Origin of the sequence: Janthinobacterium sp. 35 (assembly GCF_002754575.1) — a bacterium.
Classification (GTDB): domain Bacteria; phylum Pseudomonadota; class Gammaproteobacteria; order Burkholderiales; family Burkholderiaceae_D; genus Janthinobacterium; species Janthinobacterium tructae.
Genome location: NZ_PEFN01000001.1, coordinates 5,466,778 through 5,481,300 on the forward strand (window position 1 = coordinate 5,466,778; position 14,523 = coordinate 5,481,300).

Consider the following 14,523-nt stretch of genomic DNA (forward strand, 5'->3'; position numbering starts at 1 on the left):
TACAGTATCGGCTCCCTTTGCCTACTCGCACCCGCCATGATCAAGCACATCGTTTTCTGGAAACTCAAAGACCACGCCGAAGGCGCCGACCGCGCCACGAACGCCTTGAAGCTCAAGGCCCTGCTCGATTCCTGTTCCGGGCTGGTACCCGGCATCCTGAAATTCGAAGCGGCCGTGGCCCAGCCTGGCCTGGAAGCGACCTACGACATCGTCCTGTACAGCGAATTCGCCAGCCGCGCAGCGCTCGACGCTTACCAGAACCACCCCGAGCACGTCAAAATCAAGCCGTTTTTTGGGGCCGTGCGGGAAGCAAGGCAGTGCATGGATTACGAAATTTGAAAACCCGTTAACCCCAAAGCGAAGGGCTGGGGTCGAACCCTCAGGGTTCGACCCCAGTAGTCGCCTTTGGGTTTCATTTGATTAATAACAGGAGCATGCATGACCACCTACCAACGCATCGTCCTCGCCTCGCGTCCCACGGCCGAAGTGCAGCCAAATAACTTCCGCCTGGAAACGAAAGACATTCCCGCCATCACGGAGGGGCAGTTGCTGGTACGCAACCAGTTCCTGTCGCTGGATCCTTACATGCGCGGGCGCATGAGTGCGAGTAAAAGCTATGCGGCGCCGCAGGCGCTCGATGAAACTATGATCGGCGGCACGGTGGGCGTGGTGCTCGAATCGAAGCATCCGAAGTTCGCCGTGGGCGACACCGTCGTCGGTACTTTGGGCTGGACGGAAGTGGCGGTATCGGACGGCACGATGCTGCGCAAGGTCGATACGACGCATATCCCTGCCTCGGCCTACCTGGGTGCCGTCGGCATGCCGGGCATGACGGCCTGGTATGGCTTGAACCAGATCATGGTGCCGAAAGCGGGCGAAACAGTCGTCGTGTCGGCCGCCAGCGGCGCCGTGGGCAGCGTCGTGGGCCAGCTGGCGAAACTGAAAGGTTGCCGCGTGGTCGGCATCGCCGGCGGCGCGGAAAAATGCCGCTATGTCGTCGAGGAACTGGGTTTTGACGCCTGCGTCGACTACAAGGCGGGCAGCTTGGCGTCCGACCTGGCGGCGGCCACGCCGGACGGCATCGACGCCATCTTTGAAAACGTGGGCGGCGCCATCTTCGATGCAGCGCTGGCGCGCACCAACGCGTTTGGCCGCGTGGCCGTGTGCGGCTGGATCGCCGGCTACAATGGCGAACCGACGCCGCTCGACAATGCCCGCTTCATCCTCACCAACCGCCTCACCGTGCGCGGCTTCATCGTATCGGAGCAGCCGGAATTCTGGCCGCAGGGACTGGCGGAACTGGGTACCCTGGTGGCGACGGGCAAGCTGACATTCCGCGAATCCGTGGCCGACGGCCTGGCCAGCGCACCGGAAGCGTTCATCGGCCTGTTAAAAGGCCGCAACTTCGGCAAGCAGCTGGTCAAGCTCAGCTGATCTCTCTGTGGAAAGGCAGACCGTGCGACAATAACGGCCTGTCTGTCTCTACATTACACCATGACCAAGCACACCATCCGCCTCGGCGACTGGGCCACCCTGGGCCCTGACGCTACCGCCATCCGTTTTGAAGTTTTCGTCGATGAACAGAAAGTGCCGGCCGAGATCGAACTCGACGACATGGACGCCTTCTGCCTGCACGCCGTCGCCTATGACGAGGCCGGCAAGGCCATCGGCACGGGCCGGCTATGGCCGGACGGCCATATCGGTCGCATGGCCGTGCGCCAGCCGGGCCGCGGCACGGGCGTGGGCGGCGCCATTCTTACCTTGCTGATGGACAAGGCGCGTGAACGGGGCGATGCCGCCGTGGTGCTGAACGCGCAAACCGTGGCCGCGCCATTCTATGCGCGCCACGGTTTCGTGCAGCTGGGGGAGCAATTTGAAGAGGCGGGGATTGCGCATGTGGAGATGCGGCTGGTGTTCCAGGGTGTTGTCGGATTACGCGCGTAGCGCTAATCCGACCTACGACGTCAACGGTAGGTCGGGTTAGCGCGCAGCGCGTAACCCGACTCCACCAGCACCATCAGTTCTGCGCGTGCGACTGGCGCCATTTGTCCAGAATCACGGCCAGCACGATCACGACACCCTTCGCCACATACTGCCAGAACGACGACAGTCCCAGAATCGTCAAGCCATTGTTCATCACGCCGATGATCAGCGCGCCGATGACGGTGCCCCAGACGGAACCGACGCCGCCCATCAGGCTCGTGCCACCGAGCACGACGGCCGCAATCGCATCGAGTTCATAACCGGTACCCCAGTTGCCGTTGGCCGCATACAAACGGCTGGCCGACATGGCACCGCCCAGGCCGGCGAACAGGCCGCTGATCGTGTAGACAAACATCAGCACGAGGCCGACCTTGATGCCCGTCAAGCGTGCCGCCTGGATATTGCCGCCGACGGCGTAGATATGCAGGCCCAGGGTCGTCTTGCGCAAAATAAACCACGTCAGCACGACGACGGCGGCCGCCAGCCAGATCAGCCAGGGGATGGCCAAAAAGCTGCCGTTGCCCATCCATTCGAAGCTCGGGATTTCCGTGTTCAGCACGCTGGTGCCGTCGGCGAACAGGTAGGCGGCGCCGCGCAGGGCCGTCATGGTGCCCAGGGTGACGACGAAGGGGTTCAGGCCGACGAGGGCCACCAGCACGCCATTGAGCGCACCCAGCAGCAGGCCGACGATCAAAAACGTGGGGATCGAAAAGCCGGCGAACTGGGCCGACAAGGACATCAGCATGCCCGCTACGGCCGAGACGGCCAGCACGGAGCCGACCGATAAATCGATGCCGCTGGTCAAAATGACGAAGGTCATGCCGGATGCCAGCACGATATTGATCGAGACCTGGCGGAAGATGTTCATGGTGTTATTGCTGGTCATGAACGTCGACGTGCCGTCGGCCGAGAAATACACGGTCAGGCCATACATGGCCAGGTACAGCACCACCAGCACGGGCAGCATGCCCAGGCGGCGCATCAGGTTCGAGGCATTGAAGGGTTCGCCGGCGCGTGCGGCGCCGCGGGTGGTAGTTGTCATGATTTGCTATCTCCTGTTGATTATTCTTATGCCGCTTCCAGCTGCGTGGCATAGGCGAGGATGTTTTCCTGCGTGATGTCGTCGCCCGTCACTTCGCCCGTCAGGCGTCCTTCGCACATCACCATCACGCGGTCGCAAATGCCGACCAGCTCGGCCAGTTCGCTGGAAATGCACAGCACGGCCGTGCCCGCATCCGCCAACTGGTGGATGATTTTATAGATTTCGCTCTTCGCGCCCACGTCCACGCCGCGCGTCGGTTCGTCGAGGATCAGCACTTTCGGTGCAATGGCCAGCCAGCGCGCCAGCAAGACTTTCTGCTGGTTGCCGCCAGACAATCCCCCCACGATGCCTTCCGGGCCCGAGACTTTCACGTTGAGGTTGGCAATCGCCTCGCGCGTGAGCTGGGTCAGGGCGCCACGGTTGACCACGCCCGCCGTGGAATGCCTGGACAGGATATTCATCGACATGTTTTCCATGGCCGACAATTGCATGAACAAGCCCAGGCTCTTGCGGTCTTCCGGCAAATAGCCGATGCCGTGGCGTATCGCCGCCAGCGGTTGCCTGATGTGTACTTCCTGGCCGTCGAGCCACACTTGTCCCGATTGCTTCTTGTCGGCGCCAAAGATCAGGCGCGCCAGTTCCGTGCGGCCCGCGCCGACCAGGCCGGCAAGTCCCGTCACTTCGCCCGCATGCAGGGCGAACGAGGCAGGCTTGACCTTGCCGCCGCCCACGTTTTCCACGCGCAGGCGCTCGGCGCCCCGCGTGGTGCGCCGCTGGTGTGCATAAAAGTCGTCGGCGGGGCGGCCCACCATCATTTGCACGACTTTCTTTTGATCCAGTTCATCCTTGCCCAGTTCGCCCACATAGGCGCCGTCGCGCAGCACCGTGATGCGGCGCGCCAGGCGCTCCACCTCGGCCATGCGGTGGCTGATGTACAGCACGGCCAGGCCCTTGTCGCGCTGTTCTTCGATGATGCGGAACAATTGTTCGGTTTCCCGGTCGGACAGGGCCGCTGTGGGCTCATCCATGATCAGGATGCGGCTTTCGTGCACGAGGGCGCGGGCGATTTCCACCTGCTGCTGCTCGGCGATCGACAGGCTGGCCACCATGGTGTCGGCGTCGAAACGGGAACCGAGGTCGGCCAGGATGGCGTTGGTGCGCGCGCGCATTTCGCCGCCCTTGACGGTCCAGAACGGTCCTTGTGGTTCGCTGCCCATGAAGACGTTCTGCGCCACCGTCATGTTCTTGGCCACGCTCAGTTCCTGGTAAATCAGGTTGATGCCCAGCGCGCGGGCCTCGCCCGGGTTGCGGATCTTGATCGGCTTGCCGTCGAGGATGATTTCACCTGCGTCCGGCGTGTACACGCCCGAGAGGATTTTCATCAGGGTGCTCTTGCCGGCGCCATTCTCGCCCATCACGGCATGGATTTCGCCGCTGCGCACCGTCAGGTGCACGCCGCGCAGCGCGCGCGTGGCGCCAAAGCGCTTCTCGATGCCGCGCATTTCAAAAATAATATCGTCGCTCATGACTGTCCTTCCTTGCTGGTGAAACTGGCGCCGCCGGCTTGCGGGCAGGCGGCGCCACGTGGTTCAGGTCAGGCAGATCAGTTCTTTACCCAGCCCGTGTAGGTGGCGACGTTTTCCTTGGTGATGGCCGGGGTCGGCAACAGCACCATGGTCTGTTTCGGCGTGCGGCCGTTCATGATGTCGTAGCCCATTTGCACGGCGTCGGTGGCCATGCGGTACGGGTTTTGCGCCGAGGTGGCGGCAAACAGGCCGGCCTTGTTTTTCAGGGCGTTCTGGCCGTCGGGCGCGCCGTCGACGGCCGTGATCAGTTTGACGTCCGTGCGCTTCGATTGCTTGATCGCCAGTTCGGCGCCGATGCCCGTCGGGTCATTGATGGCGAACACGCCATCGATCTTCGGATAGGCCGTCAGCAAGTTCGACATCACGGTCATGCCGCCGTCGCGGCTGCCGCCCGCGTTCTGGTTGTCGGACAGGATCTTGATATCCTTGAAGGCGGCCAGGGTTTTCTTGCAGCCGTTGACACGGTCGATCACGGACGTGACCGGTGGGCCGTTGAGGATCACCACATTGCCCTTGCCGCCGATCTGCTTGGCCAGGTAGGCGCACGACACGTCGCCGGCCATGGTGTTGTCGGACATCACCGTGGCCGAAGCGCCCACGGCGCCCACGTCGACAGCGATCACGACCACGCCCGCGTTGCGCGCTTTCTTGATGGCCGGTGCGATGCCCTTGGAATCGACGGCGTTCAGGATGATGATGTCGGTCTTGTTGGCAATGAAGTTCTCGATCTGGTCCACCTGGGTGTTCAGGTCATACTTGCTCGACACCGTGGTGACTTTCACGCCAGGGCCACCGAGCTTTTTCGCGCTTTCTTCCGCGCCGCGGCCAATCGCCACGAAGAACGGGTTGGCCAGGTCGCCGACGCTCACGCCGATCGATTTCAATGGCTTGTCGGCGGCAAAGGCGCCGCAGGCGGCGGACAGCAGCAGGGTGGCGGTAATGACTTTTTTCATGAGGATCTCCAAGGGTTTTTATTGTAAAAACAAACGGTGCTACGGGTGAAAAACTATTAAGTTCTTAACTTTTCAATCATGGCGTCCAGCTTGCCCGCATCGACGGCAAAGCCGCGTATGCCTTCGGCCAGTTTCTCTGTCGCCATCGCATCGTCGTTCAGGGCGTAGCGGAAGGCCGCTTCGTCATACGTGATGGCCGGCTGCGCCGCGCCCAGGTCGCCGCCCAGCGCGCGCTCGAATGGCGCGTCTAGCGCTTCCAGCTTGGCCAGCAAGTCCGGGCTGATGGTCAGCAAGTCGCAGCCGGACAAGGCCGTGATCTGGCCCACGTTGCGGAAGCTGGCGCCCATCACTTGCGTGGCGATGCCATGTTGCTTGTAGTAATTAAAGATGCGCGTGACCGATTGCACGCCTGGATCGTTGGACAAGCTGCGCGCCGCTTCGTCCCATGCCGCGCCCAGCGATTTTTTATGCCAGTCGTAGATGCGGCCCACGAATGGCGAAATCAGCCGTACTTTCGCATCGGCGCAGGCGACGGCCTGGCAAAATGCGAACAGCAGGGTCAGGTTGCAAAAGATGCCATCGGATTCCAGTTCGCGCGCCGCCTGGATGCCTTCCCAGGTGGCGGCGATCTTGATCAGCACGCGCTCGCGTTTTACGCCAGCCTGCTCGTACAAGGCGATCAGACGGCGTGCCCGGGCCACGGTAGCGGCGCGGTCAAAGCTCAAACGGGCATCGACTTCCGTCGAGACGCGGCCCGGCACGACTTTCAATATCTCCAGGCCGAAACGCACCAGCACCTGGTCGACGATGTCGTCCAGCGAGGCGGTTTTATGCGCGGCAACTGTGCTTTCCAGCAAGGGCGCGTAATCGGGCTGCAGCACGGCCTTCAGGATCAGCGACGGGTTGGTGGTGGCGTCTTGCGGCGCGAAACGCGCCAGTTGCAAGAAGTCGCCCGTGTCGGCGACGACGGTGCTGTGCTGTTTTAATTGTTGCAACTGATTCATTACTATTCCTTATCACTGAGTTGGTGCAAGGCTTGCACGGCGGGAAACAGGCTACGGTAGCGGCCGTAACGGATGCTCAAGGCTGCGCTGTGCGCGGCATCGGGCAGGAAAGTATTTTTGATCGGCAAACCCTGCGCCAGCAGGCTGGTGTCGCCGATGGCGGCAAAGCCCAGCTTGGCCGCGCCCAGGCTGGCCGACAGTTCACTGTTGTGCAGGGTGCGCATCTCGCGTCCCAGCACATTGGCCAGCAGCTGCGCCCAGTACTGGCTGCGCGCGCCGCCACCCACCAGCATGCAGTGGGGAACCAAGGCGCCCGTCGAGGTGACTGCCGCCATGGCGTCGCGCAAGGCAAAGGCCACGCCTTCGAGCACGGCGTAGCCCAGCTGCGCCGGCGTGCTGTCATGGCCCAGCTGCAAGAAGGCGCCGCGCACTTGCGGGTCGTTATGCGGCGTGCGCTCGCCCGACAGGTAGGGCAGGAACAGCGGTGCGGATGGTGCGATGGGCGCGTCGAGCGGCAGGGCGCTTTCCACCAGCGCCAGCAGGGCTGCCTCGTCGGGTTGGCCCAGCACGCCCGTGGCCCAGCGCAGACAGCTGGCGCCGGATAAAATCGCGCCCATCGCATACCAGCGGCCGGGCAGGGCGTGGCAAAAGCTGTGCACGCCGCCGGCCGGGTTGCCCAACGGTTCTTCTGTGACGGAAACGATGGCGGCGCTGGTGCCCAGCGAAATAAAACTGTCGCCGCCATTGACGGCGCCGATGCCCACGGCCGAGACGGGATTGTCGCCGCCGCCACCGGCCACCACCACGTTTGCGGGCAAGCCCAGCTGGTCGGCGATGGCGGCCAGCACGGTGCCCGTGGCCGCATCGCCTTCGGCCAACGCCGGCATCTGTTCGGCACGCAAACCGCAAGCGGCCAGCATGGGAGCGAACCAGGCGCGCTGGGCCTCGTCCAGCCACAGGGTGCCGGCCGCGTCGGACATATCCGTCAGTTTGATGCCCGTCAAGCGCAGGCGCAGATAGTCTTTCGGCGACAGCAGGCAGGCGATGGCGGCAAAGGCATCCGGCTCGTGCTTTTGCAGCCACAGCAGCTTCGGTGCAGTCAGGCCCGCCATGGGCAGGCTGCCCGTCACGTCCGCATACGCTGGATAGTCGCGCGCCAGGCTGGCCGCTTCCGCTTCGGCGCGCGCATCGTTCCACAGGATGGCGGGACGGATCACGTTGTCGTTACTATCGAGCAGCACGGCGCCATGCATCTGGCCCGACAGGCCGATGCAGGCGATCTGCGCATAGTCTTGCGGCCAGGCGGCGCGCAGCTGGCCCAGCGCGTTGACGCAGGCGGCCCACCAGTCTTGCGGCGACTGTTCGGACCAGCCCGGCTGCGGGCGGCTCACGTCCAGGCGCACGGACGCCTGGCCGCGCACGGTGCCAGTGCTGTCCATCAGCACGGTTTTCAGTTCGGAGGTACCGAGGTCGATACCGAGGGAAATCGCTGGATGCATATTGTTTAAAGTGAAAAGTCAGGGGCAGCCGCAGGAGTTGCGCACGCGCAAGGTCGGCGACAAGCGTTGTACGTGCTGGACACGGCCCGGATTGGCGATACGGTCGATCAAGAGGTCGACGGCCATGGCGCCCAGCTCTTCGAGCGGCTGGGCCATCACGGTCAGGCGGGGGCTGAAGTAATCGGCCCAGTCGAAATCATCGAAGCCGGCCAGCGCCACATCTTGCGGTACAGCAATGTGCGCGTCGCGCAAGGCATGCATGGTGCCGATGGTCATCAGGTTATTGCCGGCCACGATGGCGGTCGGACGCTGCCCAGGTGGCAGGGCCAGCAGTTCGCGCGTGGCCGCGCCGCTGCGCTCGAGATTCGAGTCGCCCGAGCGCAGCAGTTCGGGATCAAAGACGATATCGGCGCGCTGCAAGGCCAGGCGGTAGCCGTCGATACGCTCGTGCGTCGTGGACAGGCCGGGCGCGCCCGCGATGAAGCCGATGCGGCGGTGGCCGTGCGTCGCGATCAAGTGGTGCACCAGCTGCGCCGTCGCCTCGGTGTTTTCCACGCCCACCTGGTCGAACGGTTGCGGCGACATGCGGTCGACCAGCACGGAAGCGATCTTGTTGCTGTTTAAATAGGCGAGGGCGCAGTTGTGCGGATCGCCCGAGGGCGCCAGCACGATGCCGTCGACGCGGCGCTGGTGCAAGTTCTGCACCACTTTGAGTTCCTGCGCGGGATCGTCATGCGTATCGGAAAACAGCATCATCAAGCCGTGGCGCGTGCAAGCCGCCTCGATGGCGCGCACGGTTTCGCTGAAATAGTGATTGGTGAAGGCGGAAATGGCCACGCCGATGGTACCCGAAGACGAGCCGGCCAGCGCACGCGCCAGCATGTTGGGCACATAGCCGATCTGCTGCATGGCCGCGTTGACGGCGGCGACGGTTTTCGGGCTGACCTTGCGGGTGCCGTTGAGTACGTGCGAAACGGTCGACAGCGATACGTCCGCCGCCCGCGCTACATCTTCCATGGTGGCCATGGTGTCTCCTGATAGTTTTTTATTATTATGTGCTGCGATAGTGTGCGGCTGTGTCGCCGCGTTTGAATCTATCGTAAACAAAAGAAAGCGCTTGCGCAAGCGCTTTCTTTTTTGTGCGGACGCCTGCCGAGTGGCTTTTCGATGAAGAGAGGGGAAGCTTGCGTAGGTCGGATTAGCGCGCCAGAGGCGCGCGTAATCCGACATCGGGGACGGTGGTGATGTTGGTTGTAGGGGGGGGCGGTGATGTCGGTTGAGTGTGGTGGTGTTGTCGGGTTACGCGCTTGCGCGCTAACCCGACCTACCCGACCTACCCCGACCTACTGAATCACCAGCTCATGCAGTTCGCCGGGCGAGTCCGGGAACAGTTTGACGACGGTGGACGTGCGCGTGCCGTAGCCCGGCGTTTCGATGCAGACGGCGGACAGCACGCGCTCGAGGTCGAGCGGCACGCCCGTGTCCGGCAAGCGGAAGTCGGGTGCGCGCGTGGTGTCGGCCAGCATGTCGAAATACGCATCGTCGGGCGCGCCCTGGCACAGCAGGCTGGCGAACTGGGCCTTGGTCTTCAGGACTTTCGGCCACGGCGCGTCCAGCAGGGCGTTCGACAAGCCGTAGATGCCCGGTTCCAGAGGCTGGCCATTGCGCGCGTCGCCGTCGCCGCGGTTGGAAAACCAGATCAGCGTCTGCGCGTCGCCCAGCACCAGATTAAAACCGTTGTAGGCTTTGCAGCCGGGGCGGATTTGCGCGATGTAGTCTTGCGGCGACATATTGCCGGCCAGATAGTCGGCCACCAGGGCGCCGCGCGAGGGGGCGTCCGGGTTGCGGTCTTGCGGGCTGCGGATGTTGGTGATGGCGGCAAAGCGCGAGCTGCCGCTGCCGGCCTGCGTGATGCCCATCCAGCTGCCGCCCGCCTGCAGGTCGCGGCCCGCATACACTTGCGGGTGTTCGGGCCAGGCACCGGCGGGGGCGCTGGCGCGTTCATAGAATTCGTCGCGGTTGGCGGCGGCAATCAGCGGGATGTGCGGATTGACTTTCCAGGCAAAAACGATCAGGCACATGGAGGTAAATCCATGAACACTTCCGTATGCCGCGCGCCGGCCGTCAATGACAGCAAGCCCGCCTCGTCGGCGGCAGCGGCCAGCAGTTCGGCAAAACCTTCGCCGACGACGGGATAGATTTCCATCCACGTCTGCAAGCCATCCTTGACTTCCGGGCGGCGCTTCAGTTGCGGCGCTACGCCAGAGGCGGCCGCCAGTTTCGCTTGCAAGGCACGCACGCGCGCTTCCAGCGCCTGGGCGTGCTCTTCCTTTACCTGATAGTAAATGTACAAATCTTTCATGGCATTCTCACAAATCGAGTGCGTCGAGCACGTAAGGCATGGGCAGGAATTGCACGGCGGCGCCCTGGGCCGAGCCGTAGCGCACGGCGCCAGCGGCGCTTGAACCTTCCGCTATCGCCCCCAGTTTCATTTCAACGAGGGCGTCGATGCCGCCTACGCCATTGGGCGCGGCGTTGACGAGCATGCCGCAAGGCTGCTCGGGGTCGCTGACGGTGTACAGTTCGCCACCGGCCACTGCCGCTGCGTCAGCGATGGTGACGAGGGTGGTGCGGCGCTTGAGCTTGCCCAGATACTGGCTGCGCGCGACGATTTCCTGGCCCGGATAGCAGCCTTTCTTGAAATTGACGCCGCCCAGCAGCTCGAAGTTGACCATTTGCGGCACGAATTGCTCTTGCGTGGCGGCCGTGATCTGCGGGATGCCCGCGTGGATGTCCGACAACTGCCAGGCATCCGTTCCGCCTTGCGCCAGCTGTTGCGCCAGTTGCGTCCACACGTCGCGCGCCGTGGCGGCCGACGTCAGCCATTCATAGCGGGCGCTGCCAAAGGCATCGGCTACGCGCAGCAGCGTGCCCAGCGCATGGTCGACCTTGCTGAACGGCGTGGCGGGCAGGGTGGGGAACCAGGCGGCCAGGGCGGCGCTGGCTTGCTTGCCGCCGAGGCCCAGGATGACTTGATTGGCCTCATCACAGGACGCATCGTGCAGCTTGGCCTTGGCGCGCAGCACGAACATCTGCAAGCGCTTCTGGATGGCCGGTTGTATGGCGCGCGGCAATTGCAGATAGATCGTGGTGGCGTTGCGCCACATCAGGAAACTGGCCAGCAAGCGGCCTTTCGGCGTGCAGTAGCCGGCCAGGCGCACTTGCTGCTGGTCCAGGTGTTCCACATCGTTGGTCAGCTGGCCGTGCAGGAAACTGGCTGCCTCGTCGCCGTTCAGGCCGATCAAGCCCTGGTCCGTGATGGCCGCGACAAAACCTTCTTGCAGCTGGGACACTGTCAGGGACTGGCCAAAATCATGGATAAGGGCGGCGGCGATAGGGGCGGTGCCGTCAGGCGCGCCATCGATGGCAGCGGGGCGGGCGCCTTGTGCAGTTAAAAATTGATTCCAGTTATTCATAATTTCCATTAGATCAGCGATTAAGCATTATCATTACGGGTTCATTATAGTGATGTCGCGCAGATCGCGTCGGCAGCGGCAAAATTGCCAGTGTTGGCGCCGCTTTGCACGCACTTGCTTCACAAATGAACGATCATAACAAGCGCGCGCTGCTCGCCAGCGGGCGCATCACAAGAATCGGAACAATGGCTTTCTTTAAAAAACTTGTAGTCAGTTCGGTCATCGCCGCCATCGGCGTCGGTGGTACTTTTGTGTACTGGGCGCAGCAGCCCATCACCACGGAAGGCGAGGCGATCCCGTTTACGATCACGCCGGGCAGCGGCGCGCATGCGGCCGGCCAGCAGATCGCGGACGCGGGCGTGCCCATCGTGCCCATCCTGTTCAACCTGCTGGCGCGCGTCGAAGGCAAGACGTCGAAGATCAAGGCCGGTTCCTACGAGCTGAAACCGGGCACGACGCCGCAGCGTCTGATCACGCAGCTGGCACGCGGTGAATTCGCGCAAGAGTCGCTGACCATCATCGAAGGCTGGACTTTCAAGCAGATGCGCATGGCCATGGCCAGCCATCCGGGCCTCAAGCACGATACCGTGGGCTTGTCCGACAAGGAGCTGATGGCGAAAATCAGCCCCGAGTTTGTGCAGCCGGAAGGCCTGTTCTTCCCGGATACCTATCTGTTCGCCAAGGGCGCCAGCGAAATGCAGATTTTCAAGCAGGCGCACACGGCCATGATCGGCCGCCTGTCCGAAGCGTGGGACAAGCGCGATCCGGCACTGCCGTATAAAAACCCGTACGAGGCCCTGATCATGGCGTCCATCGTGGAAAAGGAAACGGGGCAAAAGTCCGAACGGGCCATGATCGCCGGCGTCTTCGTCAACCGCCTCAAGACCGGCATGCTGCTGCAGACGGACCCGACCGTGATCTATGGCATGGGCGACAACTACCAGGGCAAGATCCGCAAACGCGACCTGGAAGCGGACACCCCGTACAATACCTACACGCGCGGCGGCTTGCCGCCCACGCCGATCGCCCTCGCTGGCGCGCAATCGCTGACGGCGGCGCTGGCGCCGGCCCGCACGCAAGCGCTGTATTTCGTCGCGCGCGGTGACGGCACCAGCCAGTTCTCGGCCAACTTGCCCGACCATAACCGCGCCGTGAATCAGTACCAGCGGTAATTTCACCTGCTAATTTCATCTGCTAATTTCATCTGATTAAGTAAGAAGTTTCATGACACAACACCATCAACCCCGCTTCATCACCTTCGAAGGCATCGATGGCGCGGGCAAGTCGACGCATATAGGCTTTGTGACCGACTATCTGCGGCAAAAGGGCGTGGCCCTCGTATCATCGCGCGAGCCGGGCGGCACCAGCCTGGGTGAAAAGCTGCGCGAACTGCTGCTGCATGAAAAGATGCACCTGGAAACGGAAGCCTTGCTGATGTTCGCCAGCCGCCGCGAACATATTGCGCAAGTCATCGCGCCGGCGCTCGAGCGTGGCGAGTGGGTCATTTCCGACCGTTTCACCGATGCCAGCTTCGCCTACCAGGGCGGCGGGCGTGGCATGGACTTGCGCAAGATGGAAGCTTTGGAAGCGTGGGTGCACCCGCACCTGCAGCCGGACCTGACGTTCTTGTTCGACGTGCCGCTGGCCGTGGCCAGAGCCCGCCTGGACGCCACGCGTGAGCTCGACAAGTTCGAGCAGGAGCGATCGGACTTCTTTGCCGCCACGCGCAACGAGTACCTGCGCCGCGCGGCCCAGTTCCCGGAACGCTTCCGCATCATCGATGCCACGCAAAGCATTGCCGATATTCAAGTGCAGCTTGCGCAACTGCTTGATGTTTTGCTTGAGCAAAGCGTTGCAACCGTATGATTTTATAGAAATAAAGAATGATCAGTTCTCTCTATCCCTGGCAGCAGGACGCCTGGCAGCAATTGCAAGCCTTGCGCCCGCGTATGCCGCACGCCATTTTGTTCCATGGCGCGCAAGGCATCGGCAAGGCCGACTTCATCGAGCATTTTGCGCAAGCCTTGCTGTGCGAGGACGTGCGCGCCGACGGCCATGCCTGCGGCGCCTGCGCCTCGTGCGGCTGGTTTAGCCAGGGCAACCATCCCGATTACCGCCGCGTCCGTCCGGAAGCGCTGGAAGACGAGGTAGCCGACGATGGCGAAGAGGGCGAGGGCGCGAAGAAAAGCGCCAAGACCAAGACGCCGTCGAAAGATATCAAGATCGAGCAGATCCGCAACCTGGCCGACTTCATGAACATTTCCACGCACCGCCAGGGCTTGCGCGTGGTGGTGCTGTACCCGGCCGAGGCATTGAACACGCCGGCCTCGAACGCCTTGCTGAAAACCCTGGAAGAACCGCCGCCGGGCACCGTGTTCCTGCTGGCATCGAACAGCCTGGACCGATTGCTGCCGACGATATTGTCACGCTGCAGGAAATTTGCCTTGCCTATGCCCAGCCACGAACAGGCCTTGACCTGGCTCAAGGCCCAGGGCTTGAACGATGCGGACAGCTGGCTGCGCGAGCAGGGCGGCGCGCCGCTGGCCGCGCTGGCCCAGTCCGAATCGGGTGGCCGCGAAGAAACGGAGCAGTTGCTGCAAGTGCTGGCCAATCCCGGCGTGGAAGCGGCGTTGAAGGCGGCGGACAAATTGCAGAAGGCCCCGTTGGCGCCGCTGGTGGCATCCTTGCAGCGCTGGCTGTACGACGTGTTTTCCGTCAAGTTGTCCGGCACCATCCGCTACTACCCGCGCCACCGGCGCGAGCTGGAAGCCTTGGCAGGACGCATCAACGTCAGCCGTTTGATGGCCGCCATCAAGGCCGCCAACGAGCGCCGGGCGATCGCCGAGCATCCTTTGTCGCCCAAGCTGTTTCTGGAAGATATGCTGCTCGATTACGCATCAAGTTGCCAATAGAATCAAGCACTTGCATTGCCAAGTTCATCCAGATTGTTTGGTGCTTGGCGCGCTTGGCGATTGGAGTG

Annotated in this window: 15 protein-coding genes; 6 read left to right on the forward strand and 9 right to left on the reverse strand. The window is 62.9% G+C overall.

Features of this window, described 5'->3' with window-relative positions; genetic code table 11:
• Window positions 1-36 precede the first annotated feature (36 nt).
• The 3 genes from CLU93_RS24360 to CLU93_RS24370 all read left to right on the forward strand — a co-directional run bounded on the left by CLU93_RS24360 (window position 37) and on the right by CLU93_RS24370 (window position 1,944).
• Window positions 37-339 (forward strand): Dabb family protein, encoded by a 303-nt coding sequence (locus tag CLU93_RS24360; RefSeq protein ID WP_099763690.1) that lies wholly within the window; start codon window positions 37-39, stop codon window positions 337-339.
• Window positions 340-438: 99 nt separating this feature from the next.
• On the forward strand, window positions 439-1,434 hold the full coding sequence (locus CLU93_RS24365) for an NADP-dependent oxidoreductase (protein ID WP_099763691.1): 996 nt from the start codon (window positions 439-441) through the stop codon (window positions 1,432-1,434).
• Between the two features lie 60 nt (window positions 1,435-1,494).
• Window positions 1,495-1,944, forward strand: coding sequence for a GNAT family N-acetyltransferase (locus tag CLU93_RS24370; RefSeq protein WP_099763692.1), 450 nt, complete (start codon window positions 1,495-1,497; stop codon window positions 1,942-1,944).
• Between the two features lie 73 nt (window positions 1,945-2,017).
• Here CLU93_RS24370 and CLU93_RS24375 read toward each other — a convergent pair whose 3' ends face one another.
• The 9 genes from CLU93_RS24375 to ygfZ all read right to left on the reverse strand — a co-directional run bounded on the left by CLU93_RS24375 (window position 2,018) and on the right by ygfZ (window position 11,552).
• On the reverse strand, window positions 2,018-3,025 hold the full coding sequence (locus CLU93_RS24375) for an ABC transporter permease subunit (RefSeq protein ID WP_099763693.1): 1,008 nt from the start codon (window positions 3,023-3,025) through the stop codon (window positions 2,018-2,020).
• Window positions 3,026-3,051: 26 nt separating this feature from the next.
• Window positions 3,052-4,551 (reverse strand): sugar ABC transporter ATP-binding protein, encoded by a 1,500-nt coding sequence (locus CLU93_RS24380; RefSeq protein WP_099763694.1) that lies wholly within the window; start codon window positions 4,549-4,551, stop codon window positions 3,052-3,054.
• 77 nt (window positions 4,552-4,628) lie between these two features.
• Complete coding sequence (locus CLU93_RS24385) at window positions 4,629-5,564, reverse strand: ABC transporter substrate-binding protein (protein WP_099763695.1); 936 nt, start codon at window positions 5,562-5,564, stop codon at window positions 4,629-4,631.
• 56 nt (window positions 5,565-5,620) lie between these two features.
• Window positions 5,621-6,568: a transaldolase gene (gene tal, locus CLU93_RS24390; RefSeq protein ID WP_099763696.1), complete on the reverse strand. Its 948-nt coding sequence runs from the start codon at window positions 6,566-6,568 to the stop codon at window positions 5,621-5,623.
• A 2-nt stretch (window positions 6,569-6,570) separates the two neighbouring features.
• A complete protein-coding gene (gene xylB, locus CLU93_RS24395; RefSeq protein WP_218968396.1) occupies window positions 6,571-8,055 on the reverse strand; it encodes a xylulokinase in 1,485 nt (494 codons plus the stop codon).
• 30 nt (window positions 8,056-8,085) lie between these two features.
• On the reverse strand, window positions 8,086-9,093 hold the full coding sequence (locus CLU93_RS24400; protein ID WP_099763698.1) for a LacI family DNA-binding transcriptional regulator: 1,008 nt from the start codon (window positions 9,091-9,093) through the stop codon (window positions 8,086-8,088).
• A 317-nt stretch (window positions 9,094-9,410) separates the two neighbouring features.
• Window positions 9,411-10,148, reverse strand: coding sequence for an NRDE family protein (locus CLU93_RS24405; protein WP_099763699.1), 738 nt, complete (start codon window positions 10,146-10,148; stop codon window positions 9,411-9,413).
• Window positions 10,139-10,429, reverse strand: a complete 291-nt coding sequence (locus CLU93_RS24410) for a DUF4936 family protein (RefSeq protein WP_071077248.1) — start codon at window positions 10,427-10,429, stop codon at window positions 10,139-10,141. The genes CLU93_RS24405 and CLU93_RS24410 overlap by 10 nt, the downstream gene beginning before the upstream one ends.
• 7 nt (window positions 10,430-10,436) lie before the next feature.
• Window positions 10,437-11,552 carry a CAF17-like 4Fe-4S cluster assembly/insertion protein YgfZ gene (ygfZ, locus tag CLU93_RS24415; RefSeq protein WP_099763700.1) on the reverse strand — a complete coding sequence of 372 codons (1,116 nt, stop codon included), beginning with the start codon at window positions 11,550-11,552 and terminating at the stop codon, window positions 10,437-10,439.
• A 176-nt stretch (window positions 11,553-11,728) separates the two neighbouring features.
• On the opposite strand from ygfZ, the gene mltG reads away from it, so the two are divergent.
• The 3 genes from mltG to CLU93_RS24430 are packed head-to-tail and all read left to right on the forward strand — an operon-like array spanning window position 11,729 to window position 14,455.
• Window positions 11,729-12,715 carry an endolytic transglycosylase MltG gene (mltG, locus tag CLU93_RS24420; RefSeq protein WP_099763701.1) on the forward strand — a complete coding sequence of 329 codons (987 nt, stop codon included), beginning with the start codon at window positions 11,729-11,731 and terminating at the stop codon, window positions 12,713-12,715.
• A gap of 52 nt (window positions 12,716-12,767) precedes the next feature.
• Entirely contained in the window at window positions 12,768-13,409 is a 642-nt protein-coding gene (tmk, locus tag CLU93_RS24425; RefSeq protein ID WP_099763702.1) for a dTMP kinase, read from the forward strand.
• Window positions 13,410-13,426: 17 nt separating this feature from the next.
• Window positions 13,427-14,455 (forward strand): DNA polymerase III subunit delta', encoded by a 1,029-nt coding sequence (locus CLU93_RS24430; protein WP_099763703.1) that lies wholly within the window; start codon window positions 13,427-13,429, stop codon window positions 14,453-14,455.
• The last annotated feature ends 68 nt before the right edge of the window (window positions 14,456-14,523 follow it).